This is a genomic window from Undibacterium cyanobacteriorum, from assembly GCF_031326225.1.
Classification (GTDB): domain Bacteria; phylum Pseudomonadota; class Gammaproteobacteria; order Burkholderiales; family Burkholderiaceae_D; genus Undibacterium; species Undibacterium cyanobacteriorum.
Genome location: NZ_CP133720.1, coordinates 3181258 through 3200516 on the forward strand (window position 1 = coordinate 3181258; position 19259 = coordinate 3200516).

Genomic DNA, 19259 nt, shown 5'->3' on the forward strand with positions numbered 1-19259 from the left:
CATTTGTTTTCGTTTTTGTTCAACCATGATGTCTAGTATGTCCAATAGCACCACCAATCACCGCGCGATCATTGTTGACGATGAAGATCCGGGCCGCGTCACGCTGCGCTACGCCTTAAGCAAGCATGCACAATGGCAAGTGCTGGCTGAATTCGGAAATGCCGCGGCGGCGCGAGAGTATCTCGAAAAAAATGCTGTCGACGTCGTATTCCTCGATATTCAAATGCCCAAAGAAAACGGCATCAGCCTGGCGCGCAGCATTAGCACCATGCAAGATCCGCCGCTCATCGTTTTTGTCACTGCCTACAATGCCCACGCGGTCGATGCCTTCGAAGTGCATGCGCTTGACTACTTGCTCAAACCATTCAATCCGCGTCGCTTTGCTGAGGCACTGAAACGCGCTGAAGAAATGCTCGAACAAAAACGGGGTTATCGCGAAGCGCTCACCATGTTCGTCGAGAATGCGAGTGCCCTTGAGAAACACCCTACACCACCGAATAGCCCAGCCATCACGACTAACCCAACAAGTGAGACTCGAGATGCCCCACCAACAAACTATTTGGAACACGTGATCGTGCGCTCCGTTGGTGAGATGGAGTGCGTCAGACTGAGCGATGTACTGTGGGTATCGAGCGCGAGTAATTATGTCGAGCTCCACCTACCAAAGCGCATCGTGCTTCATCGCATCACGCTCACCGAAATCGAAAAGCGCCTCAATCCACAGGAATTTTTACGCGTGCATCGCACCGCCATTGTTCGCACCAATCAAATGCAGCAAGTACGCGTCGCCGGAGATGGCGTCTATCAACTTGCCTTGTTCAATGGCGATGAAGTGCCTGTCAGTGAGAGATACATCGCGCAGGTGCGGGCACATTTTGCTTAAAGTTCAAGCCTAGCCATTCTTAGCGAAGAAAATCAAAACCCCTCAACGCCGAGACGCAGAGGCGCTGAGGGGCGCAGAGAATTTCGCCGTCGCTCCCACAGAGGCTGGAGCCCAGTGTCTTTACAGCTAGTCCTAACGAAGACAAACGTCACTGGATCCCTGCCTTCGCAGGGATGACACTACATTTGTTTCGCGTAAAAAGACAAAACTGCAGGTAACCTCAAAAAAATCCCAAAACAGTGCTTGACCCTGACACAGTGTCAGGGTTTATAGTGCTCTTCAACTTGCTGATGTGGCGACTGATTTGCCTTATCAACATCAGCTTCGAATGTGCTTGAGGACTATCCATGCAACTCAAAATTGGCGATCTCGCAAAACGCACCGGCATCACCGTGCGCACCTTGCACCACTATGACAAACTCGGTTTGTTGACGCCTTCGGTGCGCTCCGATGCTGGTTATCGTTTGTACGACCGCAACGATATCGCGCGTCTCCATCGCATCCAAGCCTTGCGTCGTTTAGATCTGAGCTTGCAAGAAGTAGCAGAGATTGTCGATACACAGGGCGTCGATTTAAATGTGGTGATCGACGAGCAGATTCGCAATATCGAACACCACATCAAGCAACAAGAGGAACTCTTGACGCGTCTGCGCGAGCTGCAGAACAAAATGCACGACAACAGCGGACCCAGCCTCGACTATTGGCTGTCGACACTGGAAATGATGAGTGTGCAAGACAAATATTTGAACAAAGCCGACCTCGACTTTTTACGACAGCAACCCAAGATGCGCAGTGGTGAATTAGATCGCGTCTTGCAAAGCTACGCGGCGCAAATTCGCAGTCTGATACAAGCCAAAGTGCCACCTGAGGATCACGCCGCGCTTGAAATCGCAAAACAGTGGATGAAAACCGTCAACACCGCGATCCCCCATCCCGGTGTCTTGAAGAAAATCGTCAAACTGCATGAACAAGAGCCTGCGATCCAAGCCATGAGCGGCGTTGATCAAGAAGTCATGAACTATCTCAATCAAAGTGCGGTCGAGATACGCTACCAGTTCTACCGCAGCTTTCTGAGCGAGGAAGAATGCCAGTACATGCGCCCGGCATTCATTCGCAATGCCGATCGATGGTTAGCCTTGTTCGCCGATTTACAAGCACTGATTGACCAAGGCGTAGCGGCCAGCGATGAAAGAACCCAAGAGCGCTTAGTCGAATGGCGCGAGATGTTTTTTGAAGCGTGGGGACACAATCTCGAGGTCATCCAAAAGGTTCGCCTACACCATCAAAAAGAACCGCCAACTACCTTCGGTGGTGGACTGACGCAAGAGATCTTGAACTATGCGCTAACGGGCCTGTACTTCATGGAGACGCAGCGGCATCTGGAAGGTCAACCGACCAGCAAGAGCGCCAAGCGAAAGCGTTGAGATTGCATTCTGTGACATCGCGAGTCGACCAATAAAGCTCATTTCTCTCTAAGCCCCCTCCCTTCGAGCGAGAGGATTTATTCTCAAATCACTCTCGTTAGAGCATGAGAATTTGCCTCTAAATCCCCTCCCTTTCAAGGGGAGGGCTAGGGTGGGGATGGGTTTCGAAGCTAAGGGTCAGCGACCAACTACAGCACACCATCCCGACCTTTCTTTGGAAGGGGAAGGAATAAAAGGCAGCGCGCTAGACGTCATGGCAAAACTCGCCTTCGCTTTCAGCATGCACCTACTGACGTTTCAAAAGCAGTGTCATTCCTGCGAAGGCAGGAATCCAGTGTCGTACAAGTTAAAAACAGTCATAAATAAAAAACCAAGCCCATTTCTAAAATTCATTTTCCATGAGCTAACAATGCAAACCACAAACTCCCAATCCCCACCAAACGAAGCCCCGGCTTCAAACGCCCTCTTCCAAGACAAGAACTTTGTGTGGATGCTGATTGGCGGTATCACCTCCATGCTCGGCGATCAGTTCACCATGATCGCCCTTCCATGGCTTGTACTCCAATTGAGCAACGACGCCGCCCAATTAGGGCTCGCCCTCGCCTTACTCGGCGTACCACGCGCCGTGTTGATTCTGATCGGCGGTGCCGTGGTTGATCGTTACTCGCCAAAACGCGTGCTGATGTTGAGTAAGCACATCAACACAGCTTTGTTGTTAATTCTGATCTTCGCCATCCTGAGCGCTCACATTCAATTATGGATGCTGCATGCCATCGCTTTGGCACTTGGTATTTCGACCGCCTTTAGCATTCCCTCAGGCTCATCAATGCTGCCACGCGTGGTCAGCAAAGAACATCTACAAAAAGCCAATGGCATGATGCTGAGTCTGCGTCAGGTCACCTTCTTTTTAGGGCCGATTATGGCGGGTGGTCTGATCGCTTTGATCGATCACAACAAAACAAGCACATCGACCAACTCCACTTATTACGGCATCGCCGCTGCATTTGCCTTCGATTGTTTTAGCTACGCCTTTTCTGCTTGGACACTGTCACGCGTACAAGTGCGCACACTGGATGCCAACGCAAACCCACACAAAGAATCCAGCAAGAAAACCGGCTTACTCACTGACACCATCGATGGTCTGCGCTATTGCTGGAACGATGTCATGTTACGCACCTGCTTCTTGTATTGGTCTGCCATCGCTTTCTTCGTCATGGGGCCACTGCAAATCGCGATGCCTTTACTAGCCCAGCACATCAACAACAGCGCATCCACGCTGGGGCTTCTCGGCGGCACACATGGCGCAGGAACCTTAGTCGGCATGGTCTTCGCCAGCGTCTTCCCTCGCCTGCGCCTGGGAAATCTCGGTCGAACTTTGCTGTTGGTCGACGCCATCATTGCCCTCTTGTTCGCGCCCTTAGGATGGGTTGATTCCAGTTGGCCAGCGGCGAGCCTACTCTTCGTGATCGGCTTACTCGGAGGCTTCTTACACGTCGCTGTCTTCACGTGGATACAAAGCCGTGTAGCACCCAACATGTTAGGCCGTACCATGAGTGTGTTCATGTTCATCTTCATGGGCATCGGCCCCATCTCCGCAGCGATCACCGGCTACGTGATGCAACATTTCAGTCTCAGCCAATTATTCGGCGCCAGTTCAGTGCTGTTGCTAGTCATCGTCATCATCGCCATCATCGTGACGCCGTTGAAGCAAATGGAAGAGGCAAAGCCACAACAAGCGCCTGCGGGCTCTTAAGTCCCTCTGCCGCCCCCAGACTCGTCATTCCCGCGAAAGCGGGAATCCACCTTGAATCAATCCGCTGAACACTTGAACAGCAAACTCCCTTCTGCCAATCAAAACCCCTCAACGCCGAAATGCAAAGGCGCAGAGAAGCGCAGAGTCTTTAATTGTCGCTCCCGCGCAGGCGTGAGCCCAGTGTCTTTGCAACTTCAGCACCCGAATACAAACGCCACTAGATTCCAGCCTGCGCGGGAATGACGGACATAGCAGCTCTGCTGATTGCAACTTGCAACACGATACATCATCGTGGGCAGAGAGAATCCCCTCTCCCGCAGGCGGGAGAGGGTTAGGGTGAGGGCGATTCAGCAACAACAAACCCAACGTCAATCCCCCCCCACACACCCGTCATTCCCGCGAAAGCGGGAATCCATCTTAAATCAATCCGCTGAACACTTGAACAGCAAACTTCCTTCTTCCAATCAAAACCCCTCAACGCCGAGACGCAAAGGCACAGAGAAGCGCAGAAGCTTTAATTGTCGCTCCCGCGCAGGCGGGAGCCCAGTGTCTTTACATCTTCAACAATCAAAGACAAACGCCTCTAGATTCCCGCCTGCGCAGGAATGACAAGCAAAAACACCCCAGCCAACTACAAAATCGCCCCACCAACGCCCCACATTTCCCCGACAAATCCCCCCAAAAACCGACGTTTTCCTCAAAAGCCCTGTTCATAGTCGCTGGTGAATGCCATAAACCCTTTGCCCTGCGGTAAAATGCTTGCCAATCAAGTATTTAAAATCCTTTTACAAAGAATTCCGCAATGAGTAATAAACCTGACAATAAAAACGCAGAAGCTCCTGTCATTTCTAACTTCCTCCGCGCCATCATCGACAAAGACCTCGCCGACGGCAAATACACACGCGATGGCTTGCCGAATGTGATCACGCGTTTTCCGCCTGAACCGAATGGCTATTTGCACATCGGTCATGCCAAATCGATTTGCTTAAACTTTGGTTTAGCACGCGACTACCAAGGCCGTTGCCATTTGCGCTTCGACGACACCAATCCAGAAAAAGAAGATCAAGAATACGTCGACACCATCATGGACAGCGTCAAATGGTTAGGCTTTGATTGGAACTATGGCGAAAAGAATGGCGACGCTTACACTGGCGGCAGCCACCTCTACTACGCCAGCAATTATTTCGACACCTTCTACGCAATTGCCGAATACTTGATCGAAGCGGGCCACGCCTATGTCGATAGCCAAAGCGCGGAAGATATGGCGGCCAACCGTGGTGACTTCTCTAAACCAGGTGTGAACTCGCCTTTCCGTGATCGCGCGGCAAGCGAATCTCTAGATTTATTCCGCCGCATGAAGGCCGGTGAATTTGCCGATGGCGCTCACATCTTGCGCGCCAAGATCGATATGGCATCACCGAACATGAATATGCGCGACCCAGCGATCTATCGCATTCGTCACGCGCACCACCACAACACCGGCGACAAATGGTGCATCTACCCGATGTACGATTACGCGCATCCACTCGAAGACGCGATTGAAAACATCACGCACTCGATCTGTACTTTGGAATTCCAAGATCACCGTCCGTTCTACGACTGGATCATCGCCCGTGCCACCGAAGGTGGTTTCTTCAAACAACCGGTGCCGCAGCAATACGAATTCGCGCGTTTGAATTTGACCTATGTCGTCACCTCCAAACGTAAGTTGCGCCAACTCGTCGAACAAAACATCGTCAGCGGTTGGGACGACCCACGCATGCCAACCATCGTCGGTATCCGTCGTCGCGGCTACACACCCGAAGCGATTCAACTCTTCTGCGACCGCATCGGTGTTTCCAAATCTGACGGCTGGATCGACTACAGCACTTTAGAAGGTGCATTGCGTGACGACCTCGACCCGAAAGCACCACGTGCCACGGCCGTCTTGCGTCCACTCAAGTTGATCATCGACAACTTCCCAGAAGGTGAAGCCGTCGCCTGTACAGCGCCTATCCATCCACACCACCCAGAGCTCGGCAACCGTGAATTCACGATCAGCAAAGAACTGTGGATAGAACAAGAAGACTTCATGGAAGAACCAACAAAAGGCTACTTCCGCCTCTTCCCTGGCAACAAAGTGCGCTTGCGCTACGGCTATGTGGTTGAATGCACCGGCTGCGACAAAGATGAACACGGCAACGTCATCGCCGTCCATTGCAACTACTTCCCCGACAGTAAATCCGGCACAGAAGGCAGCGCCAACTACAAAGTCAAAGGCAACATCCACTGGGTGAGTGTTTCTGATTCCTTAGAAGTCGAAGTACGTTTGTACGACCGTTTGTTCACCGATGCGAATCCAGATGCAGGCGGCAAAGACTTTATGGCTTTGTTGAATCCATCGTCGCTAGAAACGATTCGTGTTTATGTGGAACCAGGCATGGTCAACGTCGAACCTGATACGCGCTTGCAGTTTGAACGCCATGGTTATTTTGTAGCGGATCGCGTGGATTCTGTGAAGGGTAAGCCTGTGTTTAATCGGGTGACTACTTTGAAGGATAGTTGGGGAAAGTGAGTGATCACGCTAAAAATTGAGGCGGGATGTTGAAATACTATGTCGAGAATAGCACCTAGTATCAAAAATGATGAGAGAATTCTTCGATCAATTTAACTTCAAATATTCGAGGAATTTTGTTTTCCTTGTTCTCTTGGCTTTTGTCGGAAACGAGTATATTCCTAGGGAGCTATCGAGAAATGTGATTCTCATCTGGGCTATTTTCAATTTCTCACTTGTGCTGCTAGCCTTATTTTTTCAACGAAGTCTATCGCGATTTCTAGTCGATTGTTTAGAGTTACAGAATCTAACGCCCGCAATAGTTATTTCACAGATAGTTCGAGAGAGTCGAGGGCTGGACCATCACACTGCAATTCTTTACACGAGCACGTTCATTCCAGATGAATTCGAATGCCTTTACAGAGATGCACGTCAACTTCTAAAGTTTTCACAAGAAAGACCATATTTATACGACATATTTGACACTGTGCATGTCAATGAATATTACAAATTTTCGTGGCTCGAGGTAGTCTCCGATGACAGGTCTAAATTCGTCGCAAATTTAATGCCCGGGGATTGCATCCTTTACCACGACAGCGACAGCCTTCTTGCAAAAATCATTAGATATTTCATGCGCTCATACTGGAATCACATGGCTCTTTATCTGGGCAAAAACGTAGTACTCAACGTCTCATACGATGGTATTAAGGTCAAAGACATTTTTGAACAAATAGAGAGCAAATCGATCAAACTTGGTGTATTAAGAAGAACTTTGCCATTTTCCGAAGCCGAGATAAATGAGCAAAAAGAAAGAATAAAGGACTCATACGCATATTTCAAAGTACTGCGACTTTGCTGGAGAATTTTTGTCGGAAAGACTAAGTTCGGACTTCTAACTCTCCGAACTTTTTTAATTAATTTTATTCTATTTGGAACAGTAGTATTTTTCTCTTTCGATTCACCAAATTTAACGCGAGTTCAATTGTTGTTCCTGCTCATTTGGGCACCATTTTTGTTCGCGTCGATAGATCACCGATTAGCATACAAAAAAAATTTCATAACTATTCTAGGAAGTCAAAATGGATAATCCAAAAACAAATCCTATTTCGCTTTTTTTCGATGCAATTTCGAACAACTACGCTGGACTAATAGCTGTCTTATTAATTTCTGCAACAACTTACCTTTTTGTAACCGAAAAGAACATTCCAAAGCTACTGGAAATTCTAGATGTCATGATCGTTTCATATCTTTTCGGAAAAAAATCACGTTGAACTAAACCGCGATGTAATGACCCAGCACTTTCCAGAAATCAGCAGAGCATAAAAAAGGAGATACATGGTTGCCAAGCTTGCATCGATTATCAATATGAAAGGTGGTGTCGGAAAAACCACTTTGTCATTTAATCTCGCCTACTACTTAGCTGAAGGTCTAAAGAAAAAAGTCCTTCTTATCGATTTGGACCCGCAAGCCAATGCCACTATAGTGTCAACTGACGAAATCAACTATCAAACACATTTAAAAAATAAAAAAACAATAGCAGATGTTTTCATTCACACTTTTAGAACATATGGCCCGATAACTCAATCAAATCCTCCTTCATTAAATATTGACGAATTTATCTATAAAGTTTTCTCTGACTCCTCGTCAGAAGGCTCATTTGATCTCATACCTTCAGAGTTAATTTTAAGTTCCGTATTAAAAGGGATGACACTTGGACCTTATGATCTCGACCAATTGATTACAGAAAAAGTCAAACACAAATATGACTTTATTTTGATCGATTGCTCTCCTACATATTCATCGCTTACAACGATTGCGTTAAATACGACAAAAGCAGTTCTAATCCCAATGATCTCTGACTCTTTCGGTGCATATGGTACAAAGTTGATGAAACAGGTTCTTGAAGAACATGAAAATGACTACGGTTTCGAGCCTAAAGTCATTGGTGTTATATTTACCATGTGGGATAAAAACCAGCAAAATCAAATTACACAATCAAACGAAATTATTAAAGGTTGGGATAGCGGTAAACTTTTTAGGTCCAGAATTTCTCAAAATAATTGGTATCGAGTTGCAAACGGGAAGCGTACAAGCTTTTTAACGACCCCAGCGAACAATGAAGCAAAAATAGAGTTCATAACCTTTGTGAACGAATTCTTAGCGAAAGTCTAATATGAACGAAGAATTAGACGAAATAACAAACGTTCTTAGAAACGAAGCAAATTCGCTTGATCCAGACGATCAAAAAGCGTTAACGAAAATATTAACTGGGCTAGTTAATTCGATTTTCCGCAAAGACATATCTTCAAATAGTAGGAAAGAGACTTTACGGCAAATTTCCAATTACACACTTTCTAAGTCAAGACGTATAACTCAGGAAGCTAAGAAGTTGAATGAGATATCAATCCTCGAATATCGAAACCGCTATTTTCACGGATTGATGCGAGACCCAAGAATGGCGAGGAAGTTTTATTCCCAATTTTGGAGCCTTCTTGAAAAAAATGCTCAGGATTGGAATCAATATGAACTTTCCAATCTATTATCCTATTGCCTCCGAACTGAGCCGATTCTAATAAATCTAGGGAAGACGGATCCACTAAAATTAGTTCGTATTTTCAAAAGCATATTTAATGCGCAAGATGAAGATCAAAAAATTCAAACATTTGATGAACTTATGATGAGATTTCTGACAGAACCAAAATTCAAAAAAGCAATCGAATTGGAACATCATAGAATATGAAAGTACCCTATTTGAACAAAAAGATTGACGAGGAATTCGATGCGTACCTAACTGAATTCGAACAAAGCGTATCTTCAAAAGTTTCATCGCTGAAGACTACAGCCGGTTCCAAACAACTGTTCGCAACCTTATATCCGTTGTTTGCTTTGCTACGGGTACTTATAGATTCAAAGTATGTTCGAAATCCTTCTCGAGAAATTGTACTCTCAGAGCTCAAGTCTAGCGGTAATAAACAACTTTTTGTAGAAGCAGTCGCGACATTCAACAAAAGTTCTAAATTCTCCAATGAACTAAAAATTGGTTTGCAAAGACAAAATTTCAATGCTTATTTTGACGAACTGTTTTCTGACTCGCTTTTACTTTTAAACAGTTTTTACATGGGAAACTATCGTGGTGCTCAAATCGCCCTGAGATGTATGCTTGAAGATTTGTACCGACACCTATATTACAAGGATCATCAAGAAGAATTTTGGGCTTTAAGTTCGAACGGTGGTGGACTTGATGAACATAATATAAAAATCTCACCTAAAGAATTGAGAGATTATCTAACCAGAACTAGCTATCTAAAAATTTTCCGAAACTTAACGAAAGATTTTATTTCAAAATCAGGCGATTTGGATGGGGATCTTTTCAGCGAAAACGAAAAATTGTATTCGGATTGCTCGTCATATGTTCATGGCTCACTTACAGTAACGATGAACTCTTTTAAGTCGAACTATGACCTCCAAATCGATGCAGCCAAATCACAAGAACTAAACTCCGCGGCGTCAAGTTTTGTTTCAATGGCAGTCGCATTCTTGCTTGCTGCTCACCTAGATAATTTCCTAGCATTGAGCGATTATGATAAATCGATTGTTCTCGGCGCATTCAGTAAAAAGCGACGAGCTGCATTTCGACGCGCACTGAACGTTTGATCAAATCGGCAAGTCTAATCGAACGAAATTGAGAAGAAAGAACTGGATCTAGTCGTGCCATACGACATTGTCCGCATCGTTACATGATCGTAAAACCTGTTGCTACAACTATCAAATGTTAACAAAAGGTATTTGGGAAAAAAATGGATATTGAAACCTCTAGCGCAATTAAACTATTTTTCCCTAATCCGTCGCTTTCGCTTGTCTATTTCGAAGCTATAGCAAACGCGCTTGATGCCGGGGCAACTGAAATTCGAATTCTTATCACAATTGAGGCTTTTTCATCTTCAGAAACTTTAAGTATCCGAGTTACTGATAACGGTAAAGGTTTTACCGAAGAGAGTTTTTCACGCTTCAAGACCCTGATGAAACCGAAAGATTCATTCCACAAAGGGATTGGACGACTTGTTTTCTTAAACTATTTCAGCAAAGTTTCTGTGACAAGCGCGTGGAGCAACAAGCGTCGAACATTCACATTCAAAGAAAATTTCGACGGAAAATCAGATGTCGAAACGATTAAAGAATCGAAGAACCAATGTGAAACGAGTCTATCTTTTGAAGGTTTCGCTAAAGACAAAGTCAAATCATACGATGATTTACGCCCAGGAAGTCTCAAGGAAAAAATAATTTCCCACTTTTTACTGACACTGAATGACTTACGTGAAAGAAAAGTCGACTTCAAGATCAGAATCGAGCTAAAGACTCAAGAAAGTAATGCGCAAAAAGAGTTTTTTTCTAGCGATGTATCAATCACATCCGATGATCTACCAATGATGAAGCATAAGGCACTATCAGATTGCACGATTGATGCATATGCAAATATCGACATGCATTATTATGTAAAGGTAGATACAGGTTGCTCAGCCAATTTACAGACAGCCGTGAGCATTGATGGGAGAACAATCCCTGTAAGTTTAATCCAGCAGTCGAGCATTCCTTACGGGAATACAGCAGTATTTATCTTTTCATCGGAACTATTTAAAGCAAGTGCAGATTCATCTAGGCAGCGTCTCGTTCTTGCGGAAAATATAAATGAGAACATGCTTTACTCTAGGTTACGCGGTGAAATTAGTACGATACTTGCCGAGACGATCCCAGAAATTGCAGAAAAAAACAAAAAAACAGAAATGAAATTTGAAGAACAATTCCCGCATTTGTTGGGATACTTCGATTCTGCATCAGTTGGTTTAATCGACAGAGAAGATGCGCTAAATGTCGCACAACAGAAATTCTTTAAAGTCCAAAAAGAAATTCTACAGTGCGAAAACATGACAGATGAATTATATGAGAAGTCTTTGGATGCTTCATCTCGCACCTTAACAGAGTACATTCTTTATCGTGAAAAAATCATAGGAAAAATGAGGGAAATGACATCGGCAAATTCTGAAGCTGAAATTCATAACCTCATTGTCCCACGATGGGAAAAATATGATCAAGATTCCATAGTTAGTGACATCTACCAAAACAATGCTTGGCTTCTCGACGATAAATTTATGACCTTTCGTACGATTTTGAGCGAAGCACGCATGGATGACGTTATAAAAGCAATACGGATCGATGATGAAGACTTTTCGACCGAAACAGGACGACCTGATATCGCAATGATTTTTTCTTCGGACCCCAACTCATCCGAATCGGTTGACGTCGTAGTCGTAGAAATCAAACGCAAGACAGACGACGAAAGAGAGAATCAATATGCGATTAACCAACTACTTGAGCGAGCCTATAAGTTAGCAAAATATTGCCCAAACATTCAAAGAATTTGGTACTACGCTTTAATTGAGATAAATGACTCATTTGCTAGAAGCCTTAAACAACAAAAATGGACGCCACTTTTTTCAAAAGGAAAAGTTTTTTATCAAGAGTTTCCAACAGAGAGCCCTAGTGGTGTAATTGTGCCTACTCCGATTTTTGTAATGTCATTTGATGCGATCGTTTCAGACGCACAATCGAGAAACCATACGTTCTTAGAACTACTACGATCTGCAATGAAGCAGCAAACCAAACGCAACGTTAGAAATGATGCAATACAAGTAAACTCGTAAACAAAACACCGAACAAAACAAATTCAAGAGACACCCATCTTCGAAAGTAACTAAATTCGTTTCAGAAATATTTTGGGAAAATAGATTTGGCTTTGTGAGGTGGACACGATCAGTGGACATCCATCCCGATCAAGCAACAAAAAATAAGCGAGCACTCAGCTCGCTTCTAGCACTATTCTCACACAAATTAAAGCCAACACTTGCAATCTCTGTTCGTTAAGGTCCTACTCACCGAGTGAAATCAGTGGACATCCATCCCATGTGGGCCGTGCGTATTCCAAGTTAAACTCCTATTTGACCAACTACACGATCAGTGGACATCCATCCCGATCAAGCAACAAAAAATAAGCGAGCACTCAGCTCGCTTCTAGCACTATTCTCACGCAAATTAAAGCCAACACTTGCAATCTCTGTTCGTTAAGGTCCTACTCACCGAGCGTCGATCAACGACACTCTCCGTTTGGTCACACTCTACTCTTTTTAATTTGAATTCACGCCACAACTACAGGCAAGGACGCACAGCATCAAGTGCAAACTGGTATCGCAACTCCAACCACACAGCGTTTCTTCAGATGCTCTGCATAGGCACGTAAGCGCTCTACCTGTGCGATTGCTGTGCCGCGCGTCATCGTTCTGGCACGCGTGGCCTTTACAAACTCTTCTGGTGTAAAACCAAGGCGGTTCAAGATCGGTGGGACTCGTTGCGACATCGCATGTTTTTGTTGAGATGGCTGTCCAATTGGGCCGGCCAATTGGATCTTGCCGCACTGGGTGTCCAATTGATTTCTGGGTGTCCAATTGATTTTTCTCACTCTCACAATGCGTTTAACAATCAGAAGAAAGCAGCGACGCAATCATCATTTTCGAGTAATCTCAAAGAGCTTGATACCTTTGCTACGTGATGTGTGACGCGATTTCATACACCGAAAATGAAACCTCGTTAAAGTATGATTTCGAAGCTAATTTAGAAGATAATTGAGGGAATATCTAGGCGGTCTTGTCTCCCTCATTTAGAAGACCTTATAACAACATTGAACGCAAACGCGGTCCCCACATGCTACGCACACCTTCGTTTCCATCGCCACTCACAGCTGCTGTGATCGGCCTAGTGTTGTATTTTCCAATTTGCGGTTCTGTTAGCGCCACGCCGAAAACCTCACTCCCGCAATCAGCACACATAAAGAGCAACGCGTGGATTACAGGCTCGTGGGTCAATGTGCGAAACACGCCACGGGCCGATGCCGAAGTGATCGCACAGCTCGTCGTCAATACCGCCATTCATTTCTCAGAAAGCGAAACAAAGCCGGGGCAAGAATATTGTGCGATCGAATGGAGTCCTGCAGAAAAGGACGAAGCAAAAACTCATACGGTGCAAGGATTTGTCGCTTGCCGTTTTATTGGAAAGGCACCGCTTACGATTGAAACGGTCGGACCTACTCATATCAAAAACGATGCTGGGAAGTTCCCTGAACTTCTCCCTAACCCGCAATATTCGGCAACGCGTGCTTTTTGGCTACAGCCCAGTTTTGCGAGGCTCACTGATGCCGGCGCTTTTTTCTATCGCACTATGCTTCCAGCCAAGCAAAGACAACTTGAGATGATCGATGAGAATTTTGTTTGGGAGAAACGACCACCACTGAAACGTTTTCCGATTCCTGAATTTGAGGCCATGAAAACTCTGATGGCGAATGGTGTAACCGCAGCCCCCATATTGCTTCGCGATCGGCTGGTTCCGTGGAAAACGATTCAAACCATCATCAATAGTCAAGCAACCGTCTCGACCAAGATGGCAGACGAGGTTGGCAATTTGCATGACCGACTATTCTATGAAGGCGCACTGCGTATGCTGAAACAAATTAGCTTGCCACCTGCAAGTGTGTCGGCATTTACTGATCATGCAAGCCTCATGCCACCGCGCGCGAATGCCGAACAACTAAGCGCTGGTTTTCAAATCCCCTACTATTTAAAAGTGCTCAGCGGCCCTTTCTGGTCTTTTACTGAGAGCGGTGGCGCTAGACTAGTTGGTTGGTGGGATATTGGCAAATACGAGCACGAATTGCAGACCGCTGTGTATTCCCATGGGATCTTGAGTGATGGTACCGTCCGCTCGCAAACAACGACCGTAAAAAACCCGGACTGGAATGCAGGCTGTCGCGAAGGGTTCCGCTACAGCGAAACAAAAAATCTCAAACGAATTGGCAGCAGCGACAAGGATCGCACAGCGATCGTGCATTTTTTTAGCCCTGCTCCGTTAACCCATAGCAAAGTCAAACTAGAGAGATCGGCACTACAGAGCTTACAGTTTCAAGAGAGCCGCCAACAACGCCATGAGCAATTCACACAAGGTCAACTGCATCGTATCGACATCAATCACGATGGTATTGCGGATCTTGCAGTATGGGAAGCTTGGCACGTCCGCATCGGCTCCCAAACAAACAAACCCGAACCCGCCATGCGCATCAGCTTCGTGAATGTGAATGGACAATGGTACTTGCTCGAGGTGGATGAATACATGTCTTGCGATGATTAGAACCTTGCGTCACTCCTTTTGAGGCGATCGAACCTCAGCGCATCAAGCACAGGAAAGTCAGGAACACCTTGCCAAACAGAAGAGACACCCATCTCTAGCATTACTCAGACTCGGTCGATAAATATTCACGCACCATCTGACGCGCACGATGAAGGCGACTTTTGACAGTTGCGACCGATTCATTAAGCTGCTCACTCATTTCCGTGATCGTTAAGTCTTCAAAGTCGCGCAGCAAAATCACTTGCAAATAGTGATGCGGCAAGGATTCTAATGCAGCAATCAGATCAAGTCGCAGCTCGGCGGCGGGTCTAGAATCGATCATCGCCGCCCATGCTTCATCTTCGACGTGAATATCAACATGAAATTGTCGAAACAGCGCATAGCATTGGCGCTTGAGTATCGTGAACATCCACGCCGTCGCTGAAGTCAACTGACGTAGCGCGCTAAATCGACGTGTCACGACTAAGAGTGTTTCTTGCACTGCGTCTTCGGCATATGATGCGTGACAATGTCGCTGCGCATAACGACGCAGATCGGGATACCAATGCTCGAGCAAACCCGCGATCGCACGAGGCTCGCCCGTTTGCGCCTTGAGCATCATTTGTTCAATGTTCACTAAGCGGCTCATCTTCCTACGCTCCGTTTTTGAATCAAGTCTTCAACCGACCAGTGATCGTCAGCGTGCCTACCGTAATGGGCTTCAACAATGACACCTTCCGGACTAATCAAGAAATCAGCCGGCATTCCGAACATGGATTCAGCATTCCTTGGCAAATGCATGCCAAACTTTGCTGCGCCCTTCATAGCCGACCACCATGCACCGGGATGCAAAACTGATCGCATCGAGTTTTGCACGCCAAAAAGCTGGTACAACTGACGCTTTGGATCGGCTATGACATGCACGTTTCCATCATGCAGATGGCTCACCAGCTGCTCCCGCGTTGATTGAAAGATGATAATTTCTTGAATTCCTGCACGATGGATTTTCTCATGATTTCGAAAAAAATCGCGTACATGAAGATTGCAAATCGGACATTGCGCATAGCGTCTAAACTGCAAGTGTGTCCATAGAGTGCGGTGTGGCACCTCGAGTGTCACACCTTGAATATCTTGCCAATTCGTTTCAGGAACACAACCATTGGCCTGCAATTGCGCGATTTTCGCCATCATAACTCCTTAAGATCAAATGAATTTCAAACGATTCAGAAGACTAGTGGGAAGAAATGTGCGAATCGATTCGCGAGCATACAAAATAATTTTTCTTCGATGCGATTTCCACGCTTGGCATGGATCTTTTATTGGCACAAATTAGGTTGCTGACATCAATCGGAGTCAAATCGACAAAAACGGCAACAGCGTTCACAAAGTCGTAAAGTCCACAAACTCTCCTGACAGGAGTTGACACAATCCTTCTTTACTATGGCGTTGTAGCGATTGGCTATGTCACTTAAGAGGGCTTTATGCACAAGAATATGGAGATCGTCCGTTTTAACTTAGTTTCTGAAACCAGCACAGAAGAATTCTTACGCGCCAATGAAGAAGTTGAGCGTTGGGTTCGACGACAAGCGGGATTTAGCTCACGTCATCTGTGCCTAGACGCCGCTGGTAGATGGACAGATATCGTCCTTTGGAACAGCGAGCAATGTGCGAAGCAGGCGGCAGATCAATTTATCAAAGATTTGAATGGCACCGCATTTATGCGTATGATCGATTTTTCCACAGTAGAAATGACGCATCAAACAGTACTCGTTCATTGCCTAAATACTTGAATCTCTTTACTTGATCAAATTCGCATGAACAAAAACGAACGGTTACTTCAGATTATCACTTTGCTCAAAGCGAATCGTGGTGCCGTTCGCGCGGAAGACATCGCGCAACAAATGCGTTGTTCGGTTCGGACGATCTATAGAGACATGCAAAGTCTTAGCGCGGCGGGAATGTACATTGAAGGAGAAGCTGGTGTAGGGTTTACTCTACGTGGCGAGAACTATTTACCTCCTTTAATGTTCAACAACGAAGAAATGCTGGCAATCCTTATCGGTAGCAAAATGGTGCAAGCCTTCACCGATCCAAAGTTAGCACAGTCAGCACAATTTGCAGAACAAAAAATTCGCGCCATCCTCCCCGAACGCTTGAAGCAGCAATGCGAGAATTTGCCGTATCGTATCCCGGTCACAGAAAACCAGGCAACGATACGCCAAACACACGGACAAGTGCGACAAGCTTGTGAAATGCAAACGAAACTGCAGATTCTTTACCGCAATGAGAAAGACCAGCTTAGTCAACGTATAGTATGGCCGTTAGGGATTATGGGACTTACCGGAAAATGGGTGCTAGTCGGATGGTGTGAGTTACGCGGTGACTATCGAAACTTCCGCTTCGATCGTATCGAAGACATTCAAAATACGTCGGATTCGTTCACACCAACAAAGGCGATCAGTCTAGATCACTACTATCGAGTTGTATTAGGTATTCAGTAAATGCAAGTTAGTTACAATCTACCGGATATCCATGCTGAGCCCTCCGAAGCCCGCGCTAAAAATCCCTTCAACGATTGATCGTCCAAATCTTCTTTGGATCTTGGAATTGCACTCTCCGAATGTTGAATAACCAGTCGGCGCGGGTTGCACCCGCCCTACTTTTTTCCATCTAACTTGTTTGGTATTTCAGGCTCAAAAAACGAAGTTGGCGCCAATTTGAGCTGGGCGCGCATCGCTGCTTCTTGCTGCGCATTTAGTTCTGACTTAGGCTGAAGCCAAGCCTGCCATCCGCATCAAGTAGTGTCTATAATCGACCGGCCAAGTCTCTATCATTTCCATATACTTCGCTTGGTCCAAGGCAAAGAGCGCCCGTAGCGCGTCTTCATAATGGGGCAGATGCGCTGCGATGTTGGACATCGCTTTGTAGGTGCGCTCTTGCATCACGCGCATTTGATCTTGACTGCCACTTTGCTTGCGAGCCTCGTCAATTAACTTACGCAACGCTACTGACGCGCCGCCGGGTTGTAGGGCCAGCCATTCCCAATGGCGCGGTAGCAGAGTCACCTCTTTTGACACCACGCCCAGTTTGGGCCGGCCACGGCTACGGCTTTCTGCTTGTTTTTCCTCTTCAGCAGGTAACTCTAGTTTCGTATAGCGTTCTTTCACCGCAGACTTGGTACCACTCAAGTCGAGATCGATCGCGTCCCCGACGAGGTCATCAATCACTAGGAACTGGCCTTGAAACACTTTGCGCGCATCGTAGTGCTCTTTGAGATAGACCGCTATCTCCTCGAGCGCACCCGACTTGAGGATGCGATCCTCACAAAATACCGTGTAATTTTTCATATTGATCCCTAAGCGACTTCAGTTGTCATTCACTTGCAAAACAAATCCTTTGCAAATATTACCCGGGTAAATATTTAAAGTCAATTTTACCCGTATAAAAATAAACGAGCGCGACCGGTGAGGATTTTGGATTACTGACGATCTTGGTGAACGAGGTTTGAGATGGACACATCATTGAACAGCGCGATGCGATGCCTCATGAGCGCACACAAATTCGTGGCCAATCTGTGAATCAACAATACGTGCAAAATGAAATAGAATTTCAATTACAATCACAGACCGCACAATATTGATACGCCAGCGATGAAACGACTTTCCCTTCTATTACTTTCGCCACTCATGATGCAAGCTGCGTGGGCGCAGGATTTCGTATCCGAAGCATTACTGCCGAAAGCCTTGCTGACGCATATCGATGCGGGAACTAAAGTGCGCGACTTCAAAACCGTCGATCTGAATGGCGATAACTTGGATGATTACCTACTCGTGCTTGAACGTGCAGATGGAACACGCACACTCAAGATCATCACCAAACAAACGAATGGGCAATTGCTGCTCGCGAAGAGCAATGACGCTGTGGTGTATTGCCGTGATTGCGGCGGTGCCATCGGCGATCCCTTTGATAGCATCAGCACGAAATCAAAATCGTTCACGGTGCGTCACTTTGGTGGGAGTGGTTATCGCTGGTCGGTAGCAACGACTTTCAATTATTCTCGTCGCGATCAAACCTGGCAGTTAGTGCGAGTCGAAGAAAGCGAATTTCATGTTCAACATCCCGACCAAATGGAACGCCAGATATACACGCCACCGAAGCATTTCGGGAAAATTGATTTTGCAGATTTTGATCCGAACGATTTTAAAGGGCGTGGCGAGAAGTGAAGGGTTTGAGAAGCATGAATCCTCAAGCTTACTTCGGCATAAAAAATGAATAAATTCACGGAATAAATTAACGAAACAAATTAACCAAACAAATTCACACTCGCACATTCTCAACATCAGAAAACCTGACTAAGCGTTTATGCTCGACTATCTCCTTCCCTTTTGTTTCTTCGCTCTTTTCTTCTTTGTTACGCAAGAAAAAAGGAATAAGTATTTCAAGAATACACAGGCGCAA

At 45.9% G+C, this 19259-nt stretch carries 17 protein-coding genes; 13 read left to right on the forward strand and 4 right to left on the reverse strand.

Annotated elements, in window-relative coordinates; genetic code table 11:
* The first annotated feature begins 37 nt into the window (after positions 1–37).
* From RF679_RS13365 to RF679_RS13405, 9 genes are all read left to right on the forward strand, one after another.
* Entirely contained in the window at positions 38–883 is an 846-nt protein-coding gene (locus RF679_RS13365; protein WP_309481129.1) for a LytR/AlgR family response regulator transcription factor, read from the forward strand.
* A 347-nt stretch (positions 884–1230) separates the two neighbouring features.
* Positions 1231–2307 carry a MerR family transcriptional regulator gene (locus RF679_RS13370; protein ID WP_309481130.1) on the forward strand — a complete coding sequence of 359 codons (1077 nt, stop codon included), beginning with the start codon at positions 1231–1233 and terminating at the stop codon, positions 2305–2307.
* Between the two features lie 409 nt (positions 2308–2716).
* Positions 2717–4060, forward strand: a complete 1344-nt coding sequence (locus RF679_RS13375) for an MFS transporter (protein ID WP_309481131.1) — start codon at positions 2717–2719, stop codon at positions 4058–4060.
* 802 nt (positions 4061–4862) lie between these two features.
* Complete coding sequence (locus RF679_RS13380) at positions 4863–6614, forward strand: glutamine--tRNA ligase/YqeY domain fusion protein (protein ID WP_309481132.1); 1752 nt, start codon at positions 4863–4865, stop codon at positions 6612–6614.
* Positions 6615–7672: 1058 nt separating this feature from the next.
* On the forward strand, positions 7673–7864 hold the full coding sequence (locus tag RF679_RS13385; protein ID WP_309481133.1) for a hypothetical protein: 192 nt from the start codon (positions 7673–7675) through the stop codon (positions 7862–7864).
* 64 nt (positions 7865–7928) lie between these two features.
* A complete protein-coding gene (locus tag RF679_RS13390; RefSeq protein ID WP_309481134.1) occupies positions 7929–8765 on the forward strand; it encodes a ParA family protein in 837 nt (278 codons plus the stop codon).
* 1 nt (position 8766) lies between these two features.
* A complete protein-coding gene (locus RF679_RS13395; RefSeq protein WP_309481135.1) occupies positions 8767–9333 on the forward strand; it encodes a hypothetical protein in 567 nt (188 codons plus the stop codon).
* Positions 9330–10247 carry a hypothetical protein gene (locus RF679_RS13400; protein ID WP_309481136.1) on the forward strand — a complete coding sequence of 306 codons (918 nt, stop codon included), beginning with the start codon at positions 9330–9332 and terminating at the stop codon, positions 10245–10247. The genes RF679_RS13395 and RF679_RS13400 overlap by 4 nt, the downstream gene beginning before the upstream one ends.
* 143 nt (positions 10248–10390) lie before the next feature.
* Positions 10391–12292 (forward strand): ATP-binding protein, encoded by a 1902-nt coding sequence (locus tag RF679_RS13405; RefSeq protein ID WP_309481137.1) that lies wholly within the window; start codon positions 10391–10393, stop codon positions 12290–12292.
* A gap of 524 nt (positions 12293–12816) precedes the next feature.
* Here the strand turns inward: RF679_RS13405 and RF679_RS13410 are convergent.
* Entirely contained in the window at positions 12817–13002 is a 186-nt protein-coding gene (locus tag RF679_RS13410) for a hypothetical protein (protein ID WP_309481138.1), read from the reverse strand.
* A gap of 344 nt (positions 13003–13346) precedes the next feature.
* Here RF679_RS13410 and RF679_RS13415 point away from each other — a divergent pair, with 344 nt between their 5' ends.
* Complete coding sequence (locus RF679_RS13415; protein WP_309481139.1) at positions 13347–14822, forward strand: hypothetical protein; 1476 nt, start codon at positions 13347–13349, stop codon at positions 14820–14822.
* Positions 14823–14922: 100 nt separating this feature from the next.
* On the opposite strand, the gene RF679_RS13420 is transcribed toward RF679_RS13415, so the two are convergent.
* Together RF679_RS13420 and RF679_RS13425 are read right to left on the reverse strand one after the other, a co-directional pair.
* Positions 14923–15450 carry an RNA polymerase sigma factor gene (locus tag RF679_RS13420; protein ID WP_309481140.1) on the reverse strand — a complete coding sequence of 176 codons (528 nt, stop codon included), beginning with the start codon at positions 15448–15450 and terminating at the stop codon, positions 14923–14925.
* On the reverse strand, positions 15447–15992 hold the full coding sequence (locus RF679_RS13425) for a peroxiredoxin-like family protein (RefSeq protein WP_309481141.1): 546 nt from the start codon (positions 15990–15992) through the stop codon (positions 15447–15449). The genes RF679_RS13420 and RF679_RS13425 overlap by 4 nt, the downstream gene beginning before the upstream one ends.
* Positions 15993–16282: 290 nt before the next feature.
* Between RF679_RS13425 and RF679_RS13430 the strand changes: the two genes are divergently transcribed.
* Both RF679_RS13430 and RF679_RS13435 read left to right on the forward strand, forming a co-directional pair.
* On the forward strand, positions 16283–16591 hold the full coding sequence (locus RF679_RS13430; protein ID WP_309481142.1) for a hypothetical protein: 309 nt from the start codon (positions 16283–16285) through the stop codon (positions 16589–16591).
* A 24-nt stretch (positions 16592–16615) separates the two neighbouring features.
* The gene (locus RF679_RS13435; RefSeq protein ID WP_309481143.1) at positions 16616–17302 is read left to right on the forward strand and encodes a helix-turn-helix transcriptional regulator; all 687 of its coding nucleotides are present in this window, start codon (positions 16616–16618) and stop codon (positions 17300–17302) included.
* 264 nt (positions 17303–17566) lie between these two features.
* Here RF679_RS13435 and RF679_RS13440 read toward each other — a convergent pair whose 3' ends face one another.
* Positions 17567–18148 (reverse strand): DUF2239 family protein, encoded by a 582-nt coding sequence (locus tag RF679_RS13440; RefSeq protein WP_309481144.1) that lies wholly within the window; start codon positions 18146–18148, stop codon positions 17567–17569.
* A gap of 303 nt (positions 18149–18451) precedes the next feature.
* On the opposite strand from RF679_RS13440, the gene RF679_RS13445 reads away from it, so the two are divergent.
* On the forward strand, positions 18452–19024 hold the full coding sequence (locus RF679_RS13445; RefSeq protein ID WP_309481145.1) for a hypothetical protein: 573 nt from the start codon (positions 18452–18454) through the stop codon (positions 19022–19024).
* The last annotated feature ends 235 nt before the right edge of the window (positions 19025–19259 follow it).